The sequence below is a fragment of the Pseudomonas sp. 13159349 genome (assembly GCF_013305685.1).
Taxonomy (GTDB): Bacteria; Pseudomonadota; Gammaproteobacteria; order Pseudomonadales; family Pseudomonadaceae; genus Aquipseudomonas; species Aquipseudomonas asiatica.
Genome location: NZ_CP045553.1, coordinates 4,914,331 through 4,932,328 on the forward strand (window position 1 = coordinate 4,914,331; position 17,998 = coordinate 4,932,328).

Below are 17,998 nucleotides of genomic sequence, written 5' to 3' on the forward strand. Positions count from 1 at the left end.
GCTCATCTACCTCAGTTTCAGGGTTGCAAGGCCGATCAGCACCAGGATCACGGTGATGATCCAGAAGCGGACGATCACCCGTGGCTCTGGCCAGCCCTTGAGTTCAAAGTGGTGGTGGATCGGCGCCATGCGGAACACGCGCTTGCCGGTCAGCTTGAAGGAGGCAACCTGGATCACCACCGACAGGGTTTCCATGACGAACACGCCGCCCATGATGAACAGCACGATTTCCTGGCGAACGATCACGGCGATGGTGCCCAGCGCGGCGCCCAGCGCCAGCGCGCCGACGTCACCCATGAATACCTGCGCCGGGTAGGTGTTGAACCACAGGAAGCCCAGGCCGGCACCGATCAGCGCGCCGCAGAACACGATCAGCTCGCCCGAGCCCGGCACATAGGGGATCAGCAGGTATTCGGCGAACTTAACGTTGCCCGACAGGTAGCAGAAGATGCCCAGGGCGCCGCCGACCATCACCGTCGGCATGATCGCCAGGCCGTCGAGGCCGTCAGTGAGGTTGACCGCGTTGCTCGAACCGACAATGACGAAGTAGGTCAGCACGACGAAGCCGATGCCCAGCGGAATGGTGACATCCTTGATGAACGGCAGGATCAGCGTGGTTTCGACGCTGGTCGGCGCGGTCTTGTACAGGAAGACGGCTGCAGCCAGGCCGAACACCGACTGCCAGAAGTACTTCCAGCGGCTTGGCAGGCCACGCGAGTTCTTTTCGATCACCTTGCGGTAGTCATCGACCCAGCCGATGGCACCGAATGCCAGGGTAACGATCAGCACCACCCACACATAGCGGTTGGTCAGGTCGGCCCACAGCAGCGTGCTGACGGCGATGGCGGACAGGATCAGCGCCCCACCCATGGTCGGGGTGCCGGACTTGGACAGGTGCGATTGCGGGCCGTCGTTACGCACGGCCTGGCCGATCTGGCGGATTTGCAGGGTACGGATCATCCACGGCCCCAGCCACAGCGCCAGGGACAACGCGGTCAGCACACCCAGAATCCCGCGCAGGGACAGGTACTGGAAGACCGCGAAGCCTTTGTGGAACTGTTGCAGATACTCGGCCAACAGCAGCAGCATTAATGTTTCTCCCCGCTGGCACCGCACAATGCCGCCACGACGTTTTCCATCGCAGCACTGCGCGAGCCCTTGATCAAGATAGTGGTGTCGCTGGCATTCTCGGCGCCAACCGCGTCGATCAGCTCAGCTTGAGTAGCGAAATGGCGGCCATTGGCTCCGAATGCCTTGACCGCGTGTGTCATGTTGGAACCCACTGCGTACAGGGCGTCGACCTTGCCACGCGCGTAGTCACCCACCTGACGGTGGCCTTCTTCCGCCCATTGCCCCAGTTCGCCGATATCCCCAAGCACCAAGACGGTGCGCCCGGAAAAGCCGGCGAGTATATCAATGGCCGCGCACATGGAGGTGGGATTTGCGTTGTAACTGTCGTCGATCACCCGCACGCCGTTCGGCGCGATCTGCGCCACGGTACGGCCCTTGACCGGTTGCACGGCAGCCAAGCCTGCGGCGATGCCGCTCAGGCTCAGACCAACGGCATGGGCAGCGGCAGCGGCGGCCAGGGCATTGCTGACGTTGTGCTCACCGAGCACATTGAGTTGCACGTCTACCGTGTCGCCAGCGCCATGCAGCTTGAACGAAGGGCAACCACGGGCATCGCGGCCGATGTCAGAGGCATGGAAATCGGCCTTTGGATTGTTGCGGGCAAAGCTGAAGACTTTGTGCGCGCCGGCACGTGCCTTCCATATATCAAAGGCCTTGTCGTCCAGGTTGAGGATGGCGATACCGCCCTCGCCCAGGCCTTCGAGAATCTCGCCCTTGGCTTCGACGATCTTTTCCGGGCCGCCGAACTCGCCAACGTGGGCGGTGCCGGCGTTGTTGATGATGACCACCTGGGGCCGGGTCAGGCCGACGGTGTAGCGGATCTCGCCAATGCGCGAGGCGCCCAGCTCGATCACCGCGGCGCTGTGCTCGGGAGCGATCTCCAGCAGGGTCAGCGGCGCGCCGAGGTCGTTGTTCAGGTTGCCGCGGGTGGCGTGCACCAGGCCACGGGTGCGCAGGATGCTGGCGAGCATCTCCTTGACCGTGGTCTTGCCGCTGGAACCGGTGATGGCCACCACCGGTTTGTCGAATGCAGCACGGTTCAGCGCGCCAAGCTGGCCGAGGGCCAGGCGGCAATCGGCGACCAGCAGCTGCGGCAGGTCGACATCGGCCACTTCACGCTCGACCAGGGCAGCGACAGCGCCCTTGGCCTTCACATCGGCCAGGTAGTCGTGGCCATCGAAGCGCGGGCCGGCCAGGGCCACGAACAGTTGCCCGGCGCCAACACTGCGGCTGTCTATGCTGACGCCGGTGAAGGTGGCGTCGGCACCGACTTGTTGACCACCCAGCGCTTTGGTCAGCTGGCTGAGTGACATCGGCTTAAGCATGTGGAGCCTCCCAGGCTGCAAGTGCCTTTTCGGCCTCGGTCAAATCGGAGAAATCATGGCGCTCGCCATTGATCTCCTGGTAATCCTCGTGCCCCTTGCCGGCCAGCACGATCACATCGTCGGCAGCGGCGGTGGCGATCAGGTGCGCAATGGCTTCGCCACGACCGGCAACGAACTCGACCTCGGCAGGCTTGGCGAAACCCGGGCGGATGTCGTCAAAGATGCGCAGCGGGTCTTCAGTACGCGGGTTGTCGTCAGTTACCAGCACGCGGTCGGCCAGGCGCTCGGCCACTTCGGCCATCAGCGGACGCTTGCCGCGGTCTCGGTCGCCGCCGCAGCCGAACAGGCACAGCAGCTTGCCGTGCGCATGCGGGCGCAGGGCTTCGAGCACTTTCTCCAGGGCGTCCGGGGTGTGCGCATAGTCGACCACCACCAGCGGCTTGTCGCCCCCACCCAGGCGCTGCATGCGGCCGATCGGCCCCTGCAGCTGCGGGGTGACCTTGAGGATTTCGTCCAGCGCGTAGTCCAGCGCCAACAGGGTCGCCACGGCGGCGAGCATGTTGCTCAGGTTGAAGCGGCCCAGCAACTGGCTGCGCAGGGTACGTTCGCCTTGGGCGGTGACCAGGGTGGCGCGCACGCCATCGTCATTGAACACGGCTTCACGGCAGTACAGCGAGGCCTCCGGGTTCTCCAGGCTGTAGCTGAGCAACCGGGTCTCGATATGGTCGACACTCGGGCGGCGGGCAAAATCGGCGGCCAGGCGACGGCCGAAATCGTCATCCAGGTTGACCACCTGGCAACGCAGGCTCGGCCAGGCGAACAGCTTGGCCTTGGCGGCCTCGTAGGCCTCCATGCTGCCGTGGTAGTCCAGGTGGTCGCGGGACAGGTTGGTCATGACCGCGATGTCGAATTCCAGAGCGGCGACCCGGCCCTGCTCCAGGGCGTGGGAGGAAACCTCCATGGCCACGGCCTTGGCGCCACCTTTCTTGAGGTCGTTGAGGGTCGACTGTACGGCGATCGGGTCGGGCGTGGTCAGGCGACCACTCTGCAGCTCACCATAGAAGCCGGTACCCAGGGTGCCGATCAGGCCGCAACGCTGGCCAAGCAAGTCCAGCGCCTGGGCCACCAGCTGGGTGACGCTGGTCTTGCCGTTGGTACCGGTAACGCCCACCAGGTTCAGCTGGCGGCTCGGTTCGCCATAGAAGCGACCTGCGATATCCGAAAGCTGGGCGATCAGGCCCTTGACCGGGATGAGCGGCACATCGGTGATTGGCAGGACGCTCGTGCCCTGCTCTTCATAGGCTACAGCGGCAGCGCCACGCGCCAGGGCATCGGCGATATGCTCGCGGCCATCGACCTTGGCGCCCGGAACAGCCAGGAACAGATCACCCGGACGCACATTGCGGCTGTCCAGCGTCAGTTCACGGATCAACGGGTCACGGCTGGCGTGAGCGAAAAGCTTGCTCAATGGCATTGTCATCATCCACGCCCTCCCTTGGCGGTTGCAGCAGCATTGACTTGCGATTGTTCTACAGGTGCCGGTGGAGGCAGGTTGTCTGGCGGAACGTTCATCAGGCGCAGAGTGCCGGACATGACCTTGCTGAACACCGGTGCCGAAACCAGGCCACCGAAGTAACCGCCCTTGCCAGGCTCATCGATTACCACGACGATGGCATAGCGCGGGTCGCTCATCGGCCCGAAGCCGGCGAACAGCGAGCGGTAGGCGTTTTCGGTGTAGCCCTTGGAACCGACGGTGGCCTTACGGGCGGTACCTGACTTGCCGGCCACGTGGTAGAACGGAACCTGGGCACGGAACACCCCGCGCGGCGCTTCGATCACCTGCTGCAGCATGCCCTGAATGGTTTCGGCGGTTTCCTTCGGAATGGCCTGCACCGCTTCCGGGGCCTTGTCGACCTTGAGGATCGACAGCGGCACCATCTTGCCGTCGTTGGCCAGCGCCGCGTATGCATGCACCAGCTGCAGGGCGGTCACCGACACGCCATAGCCATAGGACAGGGTCGCAGTCTCGGCCTTGCGCCACTCGCGATGGTTGGGCAGGTTGCCGACGCGCTCGCCGGGGAAGCCAAGGCCGGTGTACTGACCCAGGCCGACCTGGGACATGACCCGGTAGATGGCCTCGCCGCCGATGTCGAAGGCGATCTTGCTCATGCCGACGTTACTGGAGTTGATCAGGATACCGGTCAGGTCGAGGATCGGGCCTTCGCTCCTGGACACGTCCTTGATGGTGTAGCGACCAATTTGCAGGCTGCCCGGGTACACCTCGACCTTGTCGGTCGGCTTCCAGCGGCCACTTTCCAGTGCCGCACTCATGGAGATCGGCTTGACCGTGGAGCCCGGCTCGAACACGTCGATGATCGCGCGGTTACGCATGGCGGCCGGGAACATGCTGCGGCGGTTGTTGGGGTTGTAGGTCGGCTGGTTGACCATGGCCAGGACCTCACCGGTCTTGACGTCCATGATCACCAGGCTGCCGGCCTTGGCATCCTGTTCGGCAATGGCGTTGCGCAGCTCGCGGGTGGCCAGGTACTGCAGGCGCAGGTCTATCGACAACGCCAAGGTCTTCCCGGCCTTGGCGTTCTTGGTTACCTGGATGTCCTTGATCAGCCGGCCGCGCCGGTCCTTGATGACCTGCCGCTTGCCGGGTACGCCAGCCAGCCATTCGTCATAGGCCAGCTCCACCCCTTCGCGACCGTGGTCGTCGAGGTCGGTGAAGCCGACCATGTGCGCGGTGACATCACCGGCCGGGTAGAAGCGGCGGAATTCTTCCAGGCCATACACGCCCGGCACTTTCAGGTCGAGCACATGCTGGCCCTGCTCCGGGGTCAGGCCGCGGACCAGGTAGATGAACTCTTTGCTGGCCTGCTGGGTCAGGCGCTCGGTCAGCTGCTGCGGGTTCTGCCCCAGTGCTGCTGCCAGCTGCGGCCAGCGGTCCTTGGAGGCCTGCATTTCCTTGGGGTTGGCCCACAGGGTGGTGACCGGGGTACTGACCGCCAACGGTTCACCGTTACGGTCGGTGATCAGGCCGCGGTGAGCCGGGATAGGGATGTGACGCAGGCTGCGCGCATCGCCCTGCCCCTTGAGGAAATCACGGTCGACTACCTGCAGGTCGATGATGCGCCAGCAGATGGCACCGACCATCAGCGCCAGCAAGCCGATCACCACGCGGAAGCGCCAGGGGTAGAGTGCGCCTTCGAGCTTCATCATGGCGCCACCATCCGCACTTCGTCAGCCGAAGGTACGCGCATCTTCAGTTGCTCGGAAGCCAGGTTCTCGATGCGACTGGCGGCGGTCCAGGTGCTTTGTTCGAGAATCAGCCGGCCCCATTCGGCCTGGGCCTTGTCACGTTCGTTCAATTCGCCGTACAGCGTGTTGAGCAACTGACGGTTCCAGTGCGCGCTGTAGGACACGGCGATGGCCGAAACCAGCACGGCAACGAACAGCAGAAGCATCAGGAAGCTTCCGCCTGGCAAAGGTTTGGCAAACAGCCTGCTCACCGCAGCTTCTCCGCCACCCGCATAACGGCGCTGCGCGCCCGCGGGTTGGCCTTGAGCTCGGCGTCGGAAGCGAACTGAGCCTTGCCGATGAGCTTGATTTTCGGCTCGAAGACCTTGTGCTGTACCGGCAGGTTGCGCGGCAGGTTGTCAGCCTCGCCCTTGGCCAGCCTGCGCATGAACAGCTTGACGATGCGGTCTTCCAGCGAATGGAAGCTGATCACTGCCAGGCGGCCGCCCACTTCCAGCGCATCGATCGCGGCCTCCAGGCCTGCCTCGAGATCACCCAATTCGTTGTTGACGTGAATACGCAGGCCCTGGAAAGCGCGGGTCGCCGGGTTCTTGCCCTTCTCCCAGGCCGGGTTGGCCACCTTCAGCACCTCGGCGAGGTCGCCGGTGCGGGTGAACGGTTGCTGTTCGCGGCGTTGCACCACGGCGCGAGCCATGCGCTTGGCGAAACGCTCTTCGCCGTACTCCTTGAACACACGGGCTATTTCTTCTTCAGGTGCAGTGGCGATGAACTCGGCGGCGCTGATGCCCTGGTCCGGGTTCATGCGCATGTCGAGCGGGCCATCATTGAGGAAGCTGAAGCCCCGCTCGGGGTCATCCAGCTGCGGCGAGGAAACGCCCAAGTCCAGCAATACGCCGCTGACCTTGCCATCCAGGCCACGCTCGGCCACTTCCGCGCCCAGCTCGGCAAAGCTGCGCTGCACAATGACAAAGCGGCCGTCTTCGGCCGCCAGCGCTTGCCCCGTGGCAATCGCCTGTGGATCTTTGTCGAAACCCAGCAGCCGCCCTTGCGGCCCGAGCTTGCTGAGAATCAGCCGGCTGTGCCCGCCACGGCCAAAGGTGCCGTCCAGATAGCAACCGTCGGCGCGCAGGGCCAATGCCTCGACAGCTTCGTCGAGCAGGACGGTAATGTGGTTGAAGCCGCTATCTATGGTCACAGGATCAGGTCACGCAATTCGTCGGGCATGGCGCCCGGTTGTTGAATAGCTGCAAGGTCTGCTGCCGAAACCGCGTTCCAGGCATCTTCATCCCACAGCTGGAATTTGTTCAGTTGCCCCACCAGCATCGCCTTCTTGTCGAGCTTGGCGTACTCACGCAGACGGGGCGGTACCAGGAAACGCCCACTGCCATCGAGCTCCAGGTCAACCGCGTTACCGATCAGCAAACGCTGAAGGCGGCGGTTTTCCTCACGCAACGATGGCAAAGCACGCAACTTGGCTTCTATCTGTTCCCACTCATCGAGGGGATAAACACACAAGCAGGGGTCAACGGCGTCGATGGTCACGATCAGCTGACCATTGCAACGCGAATCGAGCTCGTCACGGTACCGGCTCGGCATGGCGAGACGGCCCTTGGCATCGAGGCTGACGGCGTTGGCTCCGCGGAACACGGCTGCGATTCCCCACAATGTTAGCTTTTTTGTGCCAGAAAACCCACTTCATCCCACTTTCTGCCACTTGCGCACACTATAGGAATCCGCCCGCAGCACCGTCAAGGCACGTTCGGAAGGAAAAGCCTTACAGGACCGAGATTTAGCGCAATAAAGGAATGCGGAAGGACTACCGAGCAGAAAAAAACACGAGAAAAATCAAACCCACGCAGGCGAATGGAGTTCGAAGTTAAAGTGATTTATTAAGAGTAAGATTTTTTCGGTATTACCAGAGGGCATCTGCTATCGAATAAAGCAGGGAGGGAAAGGTGGAGAGTCGATCTGTAAGCCGGGTTTTGTCGAGGACAGTCATTCCTCTACGACGGCCATCACTGGACGCCTCTAGCAACCTACCCGGTTCCGACGCGGGCCACGCCTGATGGAACCCTATTTGGTCTTGCTCCGAGTGGGGTTTACCTAGCCACGAACTGTTGCCAGCCGTGCGGTGCGCTCTTACCGCACCTTTTCACCCTTACCGGCACCGAAGTGCTTAGGCGGTTATTTTCTGTGGCACTTTCCGTAGGCTCGCGCCTCCCAGGCGTTACCTGGCACTCTGCCCTATGGAGCCCGGACTTTCCTCCCCCTGCTTTTGCGGAACAAAAGCAGGCAGCGACTGTCCGATCGACTCTCCGCCGCCAAGATTAACGGCACGCGCGCCCAAGAACAAGCAATACCGGCATTTATATCAATATGCCACTATTCGGCTTTCTGCTTTTCCAGTGCAAGTTGATACAGCAGGTTCTTGCGCACCCCGGTAATTTCCGCAGCCAGCGCCGCCGCCCGCTTGAGTGGCAGCTCGGCCAGCAGCAGGTCGAGCACCCGTTGCGCTTCGGCACTGATCGCCTGTTCGCCCTCCGGCGCACTCCAGCCACCAACCAGTACCACGCACTCACCGCGCTGCTGGTTGCTGTCACCAGCAACGAAGGCGCGAAGCTCGGCCAGGGGCAGGCCCTTGAGGGTCTCGAAGGTCTTGGTCAGTTCACGCGCCAACAACGCCGGGCGCTCGCCACCGAATACCGCTTCCATGTCTTCAAGGCATTCCAGGATACGGTGCGGGGCCTCGTAGAAGATCAGCGTGCGCGGTTCTTCCTTTACCTGCTCCAGGCGCGCCCGCCGTCCCGCCGCCTTGGCCGGCAGGAAGCCTTCGAAGATGAAACGGTCCGACGGCAGGCCGGCTGCCGACAGCGCGGCGATCAGAGCGCAGGCGCCCGGCACCGGGACCACATTTACCCCCGCAGCACGCGCCTGGCGCACCAGGTGGTACCCCGGATCGGAAATCAGCGGCGTGCCGGCATCGGAAACCAACGCCACATTCTCGCCCGCCAGCAGCTTGGTGAGAAAACGCCCGCCCTCGTCACGCTCGTTGTGTTCATGGCAGGCCGCCAGCGGCGTGTCGATGCCGAAGTGCTGCAGCAGACGGATCGAATGACGGGTATCTTCCGCCGCGATCAGGGCCACGTCCGCCAGCACCTTCAGCGCCCGGGCACTCATGTCGTCGAGGTTGCCGATAGGGGTTGCGACCACATACAGCGTCCCCACCGTGGATTTCGAAGCCCCTGCCACATCAGTCACTGCGCACACCTGTCGTTCGGATCAAAGGCGCCATTGTAGCCCGAGCGCCTGCAACAGGGCGCAAAGAACTTCGCCGACGACCGATGGCAGGCCTCCTATAGTGAAGGATCGACACGGCAACATCGCGCCCCGGCCAGCGCTTGGGTACAATTGCCGGCCACCTTGATCGAGTAACAGGACCTTTACATGATCGCTTGCCTGCGGCTGTTCACAGCCCTCTGCCTTGCTGCCTTGCTGGCAGCCTGCGCCAGCTCGCCCTCATCCAGCCTGGGCGAACTGCCACGCACCCCGGACGCCAGCATCGAGCAACTGCTCGAAAAGGCTGCTTCCAGCAAGTCCGCGGAAGACGCCGCCCTGCTGCGCCTGAGCGCAGCCGACCTGGCCTACAGGCAGAAGGACTTCCCACGCGCCGCACGCATCCTCGAGCAGGTGCCGCTGGACACGCTCAAGCCGGCCCAGCAAGTGTTCGCCAGCACCCTCGGAGCCGAGCTGGCCATGAGCCGCAACCAGCCCAAGGCTGCCCTGGCTGCCCTGGCCCACCCCAGCCTGCAGCGCGTCGCCGAACTGCCGCAAGAACAGCAAGCGCGCACCTACAGCGTGCACGCGGCCGCCCTCGAAGCCGATGGCCAGGCCCTCGCCGCCGCGCAACAGCGCGTGCTGCTGGCCCCGCTGCTCAGCGGCCAGGCCGCCAGCGCCAACAATGACGCCATCTGGGCACTGGTCGCCTCGCTGCCGGCAGAGCAACTGCAGCAGCCAGGCAACGACCAGCCCCTTGCCGGCTGGACCAGCCTGGCCTTCGCGGTAAAAAGCGCCGGCACCCTGGAGCAGCAGCAAGCGGCGATCGACGCCTGGGTCAAGCAGCACCCGGACCACCCGGCCGCCCAGCAACTGCCGCTGGCTCTGACCAAGCTCAAGGAGCTGGCCAGCCAACCGCTGACCAAAATTGCCCTGCTGCTGCCTCAGGAAGGCCCGCTTGCCGGTGTTGCCCGCGCCCTGCGTGACGGCTTCATGGCTGCACACTTCCAGGCCCAGCAAGCCGGCCAGCAGGCGCCAGCCGTGCAGGTATTCGACAGCTCGCGCATCGGCTCGCTCGACGACTTCTATCGCCAGGCCCAGGCCGCAGGCGTACAGCTGGTCATCGGCCCGCTGGAAAAACCGCTGGTCAAGCAACTGGCTGCCAAGCCACAACTGCCGATCACCACCCTGGCCCTGAACTACGCCGACGCCGGCCAGAAGGCTCCACCGCAGCTGTTCCAGTTCGGCCTCGCTGCCGAAGACGAAGCCCGTGAAGTGGCCCGTCGCGCCCGCGCCGATGGCATGGTCCGCGCAGTTGCCCTGGTGCCGAGCGGCGAATGGGGCGATCGTGTGCTTGCCGCCTTCCGCCAGGACTGGGAAGGCAACGGTGGCACTCTGCTCGCCGCCGAACGCATCGCCCAGCCGGTCGCATTGGCCCAGCAGATTGCCGACCTGTTCCAGCTGCGCCAGAGCGAAGGCCGCGCCAAGAGCCTGCAGAGCACGGTAGGTGGCAGCATCGCCGCGCAGCCGTCGCGCCGCCAGGACATCGACTTCATCTTCCTCGCCTCGACCCCGCAACAGGCCCAGCAGATCAAGCCGACCCTGAACTTCCAGTACGCCGGTGACGTACCGGTCTACGCCACCTCGAACCTGTACAGCGCCAGTGGTGACGTCAACCAGTACAACGACATGAACGGTATCCGCTTCTGCGAAACCCCGTGGCTGCTCGATACCAGCAACAGCCTGCGCCAGCAGGTCGTGCAGCAATGGCCGCAAGCGGCAGGCAGCCTGGGCCGCCTGTATGCCATGGGCGTCGACGCCTACAGCCTGGCGCCGCGCCTGGGCCAGCTGAAAGCACTACCGGACAACCGCGTACTGGGCCTTTCGGGCAGCCTGAGCATGAACGCCAACCAGCGTGTCGAGCGCCAGCTACCTTGGGCCGAGTTCGTCGGTGGCCAGGTCCAGCGCCTGCCTGACACTCCTCGCTGATGGCAGCAGCGTCGCCCACCAGCGCCGGGCAGGCAGCGGAAAGCCAGGCCCTTGAATATCTTCAAGGGCAGGGCCTGCAACTGCTGGCGCGCAACTGGCGATGCAAAGGCGGTGAGCTTGATCTGGTCATGCTCGACGCCGATACAGTAGTATTCGTCGAAGTCCGCTACCGGTTGCACGCGGGCTTCGGTGGCGCCCTTGGCAGTATCGACGGGCGCAAGCAGAAACGGTTGGTGCTCGCCGCCAGCCTGTTCCTGCAGAAGGAGCCCCACTGGGGCAACCACCCCTGCCGCTTCGACGTAGTCGCCCTACAGGGCAGCCACCATGCAGGCAGACCGCTTCAATGGCTGAAAAACGCCTTCGAATGCTGAACCCATTCCGATTTTTTTGCTCTATGTTTCGCGGGCTGGTCGTTGTTGCGCGTAGCAAAGGCCACCGCCCCACTTAAGGTCACCAGATGGACATGCAATCCCGAATTCGCCGGCTATTCCAGGCCAGCATCGATACCAAGCAACAGGCAATGGACATCCTGGCACCGCACATCGAGCAGGCCAGCCTGGTCATGGTCAACGCGCTGCTCAACGAGGGCAAGATGCTCGCCTGTGGCAACGGCGGCTCGGCCGGCGATGCCCAGCACTTTTCCTCCGAGCTGCTCAACCGCTTCGAGCGCGAACGCCCGAGCCTGCCGGCCATCGCGCTGACCACCGACAGCTCGACCTTGACCTCGATCGCCAACGACTACAGCTACAACGAAGTCTTTTCCAAGCAGATCCGCGCGCTGGGCCAGCCCGGTGACGTTCTGCTGGCGATCTCCACCAGCGGCAACTCGGCCAACGTGATCCAGGCGATCCAGGCCGCACATGACCGCGAAATGATTGTCGTAGCATTGACTGGTCGCGATGGCGGCGGCATGGCTTCGCTGCTGCTGCCCGAAGACGTGGAAATCCGCGTACCTTCGACGGTTACCGCGCGTATCCAGGAAGTCCACCTGCTGGCGATCCACTGCCTGTGTGATCTGATCGACAGCCAACTGTTCGGGAGTGAAGAATGACCCCTATGCGCCTCGGCCTTATGGCCCTGACACTGTGCCTGAGCGTCACTGGTTGCAGCTCGGTACTGACCTCTACCCGCAATTCGCCGATCGAGGACGATCGCGGAACGCGCACCATCGGCAGCAAGATCGACGACTCGCTGATCGAAACCAAGGCTTCGGTCAACATCGCCAAGGCCAGCCCTGACCTGGACAAAGGTTCGCACATCGTTGTCAGCAGCTACAACGGCATCGTCCTGCTGGCCGGCCAGACACCGCGCGCCGACCTCAAGAGCCTCGCCGAGCAGACTGCCAGCCAGGTACAGCGCGTCAAGAAAGTGCACAACGAGCTGCAGGTGATGCAACCCTCCTCCATCCTGGCGCGCAACAACGACGCCTGGCTGACCACCAAGATCAAGACCCAGATGCTGACCGACAATGCCGTGCCCAGCTCGCGCATCAAGGTGATTACTGAGAATGGCATCGTTTACCTGCTCGGCCTGGTGACCCAGCAGGAGGCCAACTCGGCCACTGCCGTGGTACAGGGCGTGTCGGGTGTGCAGAAGATCGTCAAGCTGTTCGAGTACATCGACTGATTCACTGATTGCCTGCACCGGCCTCTTCGCGGGTAAACCCGCCCCCACAGGGATCTCACAGCTTTCGAGACTTGTTGTATTCCTGTGGGAGCGGGTTTACCCGCGAAAAGGCCAGCACAGGCGACAACACTGCCCCACCCTTCAGAAATCCAGGAAACACCGCATGAAAAAGCTTCTGCTGCCTGCCCTGCTGTTCGGCACTTTCGCCACCCTGGCCGGCTGCTCTACACCAAGCCTGATCACCCTCAACGATGGCCGTGAAATCCAGGCCGTCGACGTACCGAAGTTCGACCGTGACGCCGGCTTCTATGAGTTCCAGCAACTCGACGGCAAGCGTACCCGCATCAACAAGGACCAGGTACGTACCATCAGCGACCTGTAAGCAGGGCTGGCGTAATTAAAAAAAGGCGATCCGGTTGGATCGCCTTTTTTATTACTTGACCACTTTCAGACTTGGTCGACCAGTCGGGCGTGGCGGCTGGCCACCACCCTCTGGCGGGCCATCGTCATCCGGCTGCACTTCATCATCTTCCTGCTCATCGTCATCCATCATGGACGACTCCAGCTCGAAGACCATACCCTGGCCATTCTCGCGGGCGTAAATACCCAGAATGGCACCAACCGGCACGTACAGCGAGTGAGCCACGCCACCGAAGCGGCCCTCGAAGCTGACCGCGTCGTTGTCCATGTGCAGGCTGCGCACGGCACTTGGCGAGATGTTCAAGACGATCTGGCCATCACTGGCGAAACCGTCCGGCACCTGGACCTTCGGGAATTCGGCATTGACCAGCATATGGGGCGTGCAATCGTTGTCGACGATCCACTCGTACAGTGCTCGAACCAGATAGGGGCGACTGGAGTTCATCAACGGCTCCTTAAAGCTTGCGCATTTCACGTTCTACAGAGGACAGGCTCGCCTGGAAAGGCTCGCGGGCGAACTGCCGCTCCATGTAATCCAGCAGCGGCTTGGCTTGCCGCGGCAACTCGATACCCAACACCGGCAGACGCCAGAGGATGGGCAGTAGACAACAATCGACCAGGCTTTGCTCCTCACTCATGAAGCAGGCGTACTCGCCGAACAACGGCGAGACCCCGGTCAGGCTCTCACGCAATGCCTTGCGCGCTTCGGTTCGGGCAGCCTCGCTACTGCGCGGATCGAGCACGGTATCGGCCAGGGAGCACCAGTCGCGCTGGATGCGGTGCATCAGCAAGCGACTGTTCCCCCGCGCAACCGGGTACACCGGCATTAGCGGCGGATGTGGATAACGCTCCTCGAGGTACTCCATCACCACGGTCGATTCATACAGCGCCAGGTCACGGTCGACCAGGGTCGGCACGCTGCCGTAAGGATTCACCTCGACCAGCTTGGGCGGCAGTCGACCGGGATCGACATCGATGACCTGCACGCTGATGCCCTTCTCGGCCAGCACGAGGCGTACCCGATGAGAATAGTGATCAGCGGGGTCGGAATAGCAGGCTAACCTGTTGGTTGCGCCCATGTAGCGCCTCCTCGTACGGGATGCTTGTAAAACTGTAAATGAAAACGCGCCCGTGGTGACCTGGCAGATCTGCCAGGCCACCACGGGCGCGTTCAACAACCAGAAACTACTGCGTGATCAGTGCACGTCCTTCCAGTATTCACGCTTGAGCAAGTAGGCGAATACGAAGAAGAAAGCCAGGTACAGCAACACATAGGTACCGATGCGCTGGCTTTCCAGTTTGACCGGGTTGGCCGAATAGGCCAGGAAGGTCACCAGGTTCTTGACCTTCTCGTCGAACTGCTCGGTCGTCAGGGTACCGGAATTCGGCGTAATGGTCAGCTGGTCGCAGGCTTCATGAGTCAGCGGGCTACCAGTCAGTGGGTCGAATTGCTTCTTGCCATCGGTCACGGTCTGCACCTGCTTGCAGCCAACCACCTGGTTGCCCTGCAAGCCGACCAGCACGTTAGGCATGCCGACGTTCGGGAACACCTTGTTGTTCACCCCATAAGGCCGTGACGGGTCCTCATAGAAACTGCGCAGGTAGGTGTACAACCAGTCGGTGCCACGCACACGGGCCACCAGGGTCAGGTCGGGCGGTGCGGCGCCGAACCAGGTCTTGGCGTCACTGGGCTTCATGCCGATCTGCATGTGGTCACCGATCTTGGCACCGGTGAACACCAGCTTCTCGAGCATCAGCTCGTGGGGGATGCCCAGGTCATCGGCAACCCGCTCGTAACGCTGGAACTTCGCACTGTGGCAGCCCATGCAATAGTTGGCAAAGGTACGCGCACCGTCCTGCATGGCGGCCTTGTCGCTCAGGTCGATGTCGACCTTGTCCAGCTCCAGGCCCGTTTCGGCCGCGAAGGAAAAGGCAGGCATCACTGCCAGCAAAAATACTGCAATCAACTTTTTCATCAGCCAGTCACCCTTTCCGGAACCGGTTTGGTCTTCTCGAGCCTTGTGTAGAACGGCATCAGCAGGAAGTAGGCGAAGTACAACACCGTGCACACCTGCGACAGCAAGGTACGCCCAGGTGTCGGCGCCAGCACGCCCAGTATGCCGAGGATGACGAAGGCCACGCAGAACACCAGCAGGAAGAGCTTGCTGATCCAGCCCTTGTAGCGCATGGAGCGGACCGGGCTGCGGTCGAGCCAGGGCAGGACGAACAACACGGCAATGGCCGCACCCATGGCGATGACGCCCATCAGCTTGTCAGGCACCGCACGCAGGATCGCGTAGAACGGCGTGAAGTACCACACCGGCGCAATGTGCTCGGGGGTCTTGAAGGCGTTCGCCTGCTCGAAGTTAGGTTTCTCCAGGAAGTAACCACCCATTTCCGGGAAGAAGAACACCACGGCGCAGAACACGAACAGGAACACCACCACGCCGACAATATCCTTGACGGTGTAGTACGGGTGGAACGGGATACCGTCCAGCGGGATACCGTTTTCGTCCTTTTTCTTCTTGATGTCGACGCCATCGGGGTTGTTCGAACCCACTTCGTGAAGGGCGAGGATGTGCAGGACCACCAGGCCGAGAATCACGATCGGCAAGGCAACCACGTGCAGGGCGAAGAAGCGGTTCAGAGTGATACCCGAGATCAGGTAGTCACCACGGATCCACTGGGTAAGGTCGCCACCGATCACCGGAATGGCACCGAACAGCGAGATGATCACCTGGGCACCCCAGTACGACATCTGGCCCCACGGCAGCAGGTAGCCCATGAAGGCTTCGGCCATCAGCGCCAGGTAGATCAGCATGCCGAACAGCCACACCAGTTCACGCGGCTTCTGGTAGGAACCGTAGAGCAGGCCGCGGAACATGTGCAGGTAGACGACGATGAAGAACGCCGATGCACCGGTGGAGTGCAGGTAGCGCAGGATCCAGCCGTATTCCACATCGCGCATGATGTACTCGACCGAGGCGAACGCCTCTTCTGCCGAGGGTGTGAAGCTCATGGTCAGCCACACACCGGTGACGATCTGGTTGACCAGTACCAGCAACGCCAGCGAGCCGAAGAAGTACAGGAAGTTGAAGTTCTTGGGTGCGTAATACTTGCTCAGGTGGTCTTCCCACATCTTGGTCGCGGGGAAGCGAGCATCAATCCAGTCCATGAACTTGCTCATCATGCGTTCTCCTGGTCAACGCCGATGACGACGATCTCGTCCGACTCGTAAGAGTGCGGTGGCACGGGCAGGTTGAGTGGCGCCGGCTGCGACTTGTAGACACGGCCGGCCAGGTCGTAGTGGGAACCGTGGCACGGGCAGAAATAGCCACCTACCCATTTCGGGCCAAGGTCAGCGGGTGCGACTTCCGGGCGGAAGGTGGGCGAGCAGCCCAGGTGTGTGCACAGGCCAACAAGGATGAGGATTTCCGGCTTGATCGAACGAACCTGCGGATCGACGTAGGTGGGCTGCACCGAGGCCTTGGACTCGGGGTCAGCCAGATCACCTACGACCTTTTTCAGGTTACCGAGGATCTCGTCCGTTCGCCGCACGATGAACACTGGTTGACCGCGCCACTCGGCCACCATCTGCTGGCCGGCCTCGACCTTGGCGATATTGACCTTCACCGGTGCACCCGCGGCTTTCGCCTTGGCACTGGGAAACCATGACCCCACGAACGGTACCGCAGCCCCCACTGCCCCCGCCGCCCCGACTACGGATGTCGCGGCTACGAGGAAGCGGCGCCGGCCTGCGTTGACGCCGTCATTGCTCATTCAGTCCTCTCCCATCAGCTTGCTTGACCAGTTGGACCTGGCCTGTACTTAGGTAATGTCTGTGCACTAAAAATTGGCCGCCATGGTAAGAAACAAATCCACACACTGACAAGGTGATTACCCGGGGAACGGGCTACAACCCTCGCTTTGCTTGATCTGCGTCTATGCGGCAAGTCGTCACGGACATGCTGACAGGTTAGTTCAAGACATAAAAAAAGCCCGGTTCCAAAGAACCGGGCTTTTTTCGACTGCCGAAGCGGTATTAACGCTTGGAGTACTGAGGACGCTTACGCGCTTTACGCAGACCCACTTTCTTACGCTCGACTTCACGAGCGTCGCGGGTGACGTAGCCAGCACGACGCAGAGCGCCACGCAGGGTTTCGTCGTATTCCATCAGAGCGCGGGTGATACCGTGACGGATCGCACCGGCTTGACCGCTGACACCACCACCGGAAACGGTGACGTAGATGTCGAACTTCTCAACGGTTTCGGTCAGCTCGAGCGGCTGACGAACAACCATGCGAGCGGTTTCGCGACCGAAGAACACGTCCAGAGAACGGTTGTTGATGGAAATGTTACCAGTACCCGGACGCAGGAATACGCGAGCGGTTGCGGTCTTGCGACGGCCAGTGCCGTAGTTTTGAGTCGCCGACATAATGAACTATCCCGTTAGATCTTCAGTTCTTGAGGCTGCTGAGCAGTGTGTGGGTGAGCAGCACCCGCGTACACTTTCAGCTTGCGGTACATGTCGCGACCCAGCGGGTTCTTCGGCAGCATGCCTTTGACCGCAGTTTCGATAACACGCTCAGGGGCCTTGGCGATCAACTTCTCGAAGTTGATTTCCTTGATACCGCCCGGGAAACCGGAGTGGGAGTAGTACATCTTGTCGGAAGACTTGGCACCAGTCACACGAACCTGCTCGGCGTTGATAACGACGATGTAGTCGCCGGTGTCAACGTGAGGGGTGTATTCTGGCTTGTGTTTGCCACGCAGACGGCTAGCGATTTCGGTAGCCAGACGACCCAGGGTCTGGCCAGCGGCGTCGACTACGAACCACTCGCGCTTTACTGTTTCCGGTTTAGCAGTAAAAGTTTTCATTCTCTAAAGCCTCAGAGGCCGCCCAGCGAAAAATAGACGGCGAATCTTACTGGATAGTGCACAGCTTGCCAAGGGCAAGCGCGCAGCCGAAC

Annotated in this window: 20 protein-coding genes and 1 other RNA gene; 5 read left to right on the top strand and 16 right to left on the bottom strand. The window is 62.1% G+C overall.

The window, feature by feature from the left end:
- Nucleotides 1-6 precede the first annotated feature (6 nt).
- From mraY to rsmI, 9 genes are all read right to left on the bottom strand, one after another.
- Nucleotides 7-1,089: a phospho-N-acetylmuramoyl-pentapeptide-transferase gene (mraY, locus tag GEV38_RS22645; protein WP_015271711.1), complete on the bottom strand. Its 1,083-nt coding sequence runs from the start codon at nucleotides 1,087-1,089 to the stop codon at nucleotides 7-9.
- Nucleotides 1,089-2,456 (bottom strand): UDP-N-acetylmuramoyl-tripeptide--D-alanyl-D-alanine ligase, encoded by a 1,368-nt coding sequence (gene murF / locus GEV38_RS22650; protein WP_015271712.1) that lies wholly within the window; start codon nucleotides 2,454-2,456, stop codon nucleotides 1,089-1,091. Before murF ends, mraY begins: the two co-directional genes overlap by 1 nt.
- Nucleotides 2,449-3,939 (bottom strand): UDP-N-acetylmuramoyl-L-alanyl-D-glutamate--2,6-diaminopimelate ligase, encoded by a 1,491-nt coding sequence (gene murE / locus GEV38_RS22655; RefSeq protein ID WP_170976258.1) that lies wholly within the window; start codon nucleotides 3,937-3,939, stop codon nucleotides 2,449-2,451. The genes murF and murE overlap by 8 nt, the downstream gene beginning before the upstream one ends.
- Complete coding sequence (locus tag GEV38_RS22660) at nucleotides 3,936-5,678, bottom strand: penicillin-binding protein 2 (RefSeq protein ID WP_161551483.1); 1,743 nt, start codon at nucleotides 5,676-5,678, stop codon at nucleotides 3,936-3,938. Before GEV38_RS22660 ends, murE begins: the two co-directional genes overlap by 4 nt.
- On the bottom strand, nucleotides 5,678-5,971 hold the full coding sequence (ftsL, locus tag GEV38_RS22665; protein ID WP_003260787.1) for a cell division protein FtsL: 294 nt from the start codon (nucleotides 5,969-5,971) through the stop codon (nucleotides 5,678-5,680). The genes GEV38_RS22660 and ftsL overlap by 1 nt, the downstream gene beginning before the upstream one ends.
- A complete protein-coding gene (gene rsmH / locus GEV38_RS22670; protein WP_015271715.1) occupies nucleotides 5,968-6,915 on the bottom strand; it encodes a 16S rRNA (cytosine(1402)-N(4))-methyltransferase RsmH in 948 nt (315 codons plus the stop codon). The genes ftsL and rsmH overlap by 4 nt, the downstream gene beginning before the upstream one ends.
- The gene (gene mraZ / locus GEV38_RS22675; protein ID WP_004575120.1) at nucleotides 6,912-7,367 is read right to left on the bottom strand and encodes a division/cell wall cluster transcriptional repressor MraZ; all 456 of its coding nucleotides are present in this window, start codon (nucleotides 7,365-7,367) and stop codon (nucleotides 6,912-6,914) included. The genes rsmH and mraZ overlap by 4 nt, the downstream gene beginning before the upstream one ends.
- A gap of 308 nt (nucleotides 7,368-7,675) precedes the next feature.
- Nucleotides 7,676-8,035: RNase P RNA component class A (gene rnpB, locus GEV38_RS22680), an RNA gene on the bottom strand.
- 67 nt (nucleotides 8,036-8,102) lie between these two features.
- Nucleotides 8,103-8,978, bottom strand: coding sequence for a 16S rRNA (cytidine(1402)-2'-O)-methyltransferase (rsmI, locus tag GEV38_RS22685; RefSeq protein WP_043935900.1), 876 nt, complete (start codon nucleotides 8,976-8,978; stop codon nucleotides 8,103-8,105).
- A 186-nt stretch (nucleotides 8,979-9,164) separates the two neighbouring features.
- Here rsmI and GEV38_RS22690 point away from each other — a divergent pair, with 186 nt between their 5' ends.
- The 5 genes from GEV38_RS22690 (at nucleotide 9,165) to GEV38_RS22710 (ending at nucleotide 12,990) form a co-directional block, all read left to right on the top strand.
- Nucleotides 9,165-10,982, top strand: coding sequence for a penicillin-binding protein activator (locus GEV38_RS22690; protein WP_015271717.1), 1,818 nt, complete (start codon nucleotides 9,165-9,167; stop codon nucleotides 10,980-10,982).
- Nucleotides 10,982-11,353 (top strand): YraN family protein, encoded by a 372-nt coding sequence (locus tag GEV38_RS22695; protein ID WP_039613002.1) that lies wholly within the window; start codon nucleotides 10,982-10,984, stop codon nucleotides 11,351-11,353. Before GEV38_RS22690 ends, GEV38_RS22695 begins: the two co-directional genes overlap by 1 nt.
- A gap of 86 nt (nucleotides 11,354-11,439) precedes the next feature.
- On the top strand, nucleotides 11,440-12,033 hold the full coding sequence (locus tag GEV38_RS22700) for a phosphoheptose isomerase (protein ID WP_012274070.1): 594 nt from the start codon (nucleotides 11,440-11,442) through the stop codon (nucleotides 12,031-12,033).
- Entirely contained in the window at nucleotides 12,030-12,608 is a 579-nt protein-coding gene (locus tag GEV38_RS22705; RefSeq protein WP_015271720.1) for a BON domain-containing protein, read from the top strand. The genes GEV38_RS22700 and GEV38_RS22705 overlap by 4 nt, the downstream gene beginning before the upstream one ends.
- Before the next feature lie 163 nt (nucleotides 12,609-12,771).
- Nucleotides 12,772-12,990 (top strand): YgdI/YgdR family lipoprotein, encoded by a 219-nt coding sequence (locus GEV38_RS22710; RefSeq protein ID WP_003260792.1) that lies wholly within the window; start codon nucleotides 12,772-12,774, stop codon nucleotides 12,988-12,990.
- 51 nt (nucleotides 12,991-13,041) lie between these two features.
- Here the strand turns inward: GEV38_RS22710 and GEV38_RS22715 are convergent, their stop codons facing one another.
- From GEV38_RS22715 to rplM, 7 genes are all read right to left on the bottom strand, one after another.
- Entirely contained in the window at nucleotides 13,042-13,473 is a 432-nt protein-coding gene (locus tag GEV38_RS22715; RefSeq protein ID WP_015271721.1) for a ClpXP protease specificity-enhancing factor, read from the bottom strand.
- Between the two features lie 10 nt (nucleotides 13,474-13,483).
- Nucleotides 13,484-14,107 carry a glutathione S-transferase N-terminal domain-containing protein gene (locus tag GEV38_RS22720; protein ID WP_015271722.1) on the bottom strand — a complete coding sequence of 208 codons (624 nt, stop codon included), beginning with the start codon at nucleotides 14,105-14,107 and terminating at the stop codon, nucleotides 13,484-13,486.
- A 117-nt stretch (nucleotides 14,108-14,224) separates the two neighbouring features.
- A complete protein-coding gene (locus tag GEV38_RS22725; RefSeq protein WP_013974125.1) occupies nucleotides 14,225-15,004 on the bottom strand; it encodes a cytochrome c1 in 780 nt (259 codons plus the stop codon).
- Complete coding sequence (locus tag GEV38_RS22730; RefSeq protein ID WP_003260795.1) at nucleotides 15,004-16,215, bottom strand: cytochrome bc complex cytochrome b subunit; 1,212 nt, start codon at nucleotides 16,213-16,215, stop codon at nucleotides 15,004-15,006. The genes GEV38_RS22725 and GEV38_RS22730 overlap by 1 nt, the downstream gene beginning before the upstream one ends.
- Nucleotides 16,215-16,808: a ubiquinol-cytochrome c reductase iron-sulfur subunit gene (gene petA, locus GEV38_RS22735; RefSeq protein WP_015271723.1), complete on the bottom strand. Its 594-nt coding sequence runs from the start codon at nucleotides 16,806-16,808 to the stop codon at nucleotides 16,215-16,217. Before petA ends, GEV38_RS22730 begins: the two co-directional genes overlap by 1 nt.
- Before the next feature lie 262 nt (nucleotides 16,809-17,070).
- Nucleotides 17,071-17,463: a 30S ribosomal protein S9 gene (gene rpsI, locus GEV38_RS22740; RefSeq protein ID WP_003260797.1), complete on the bottom strand. Its 393-nt coding sequence runs from the start codon at nucleotides 17,461-17,463 to the stop codon at nucleotides 17,071-17,073.
- A gap of 14 nt (nucleotides 17,464-17,477) precedes the next feature.
- Complete coding sequence (gene rplM / locus GEV38_RS22745; protein ID WP_003260798.1) at nucleotides 17,478-17,906, bottom strand: 50S ribosomal protein L13; 429 nt, start codon at nucleotides 17,904-17,906, stop codon at nucleotides 17,478-17,480.
- Between the last annotated feature and the right edge of the window lie 92 nt (nucleotides 17,907-17,998).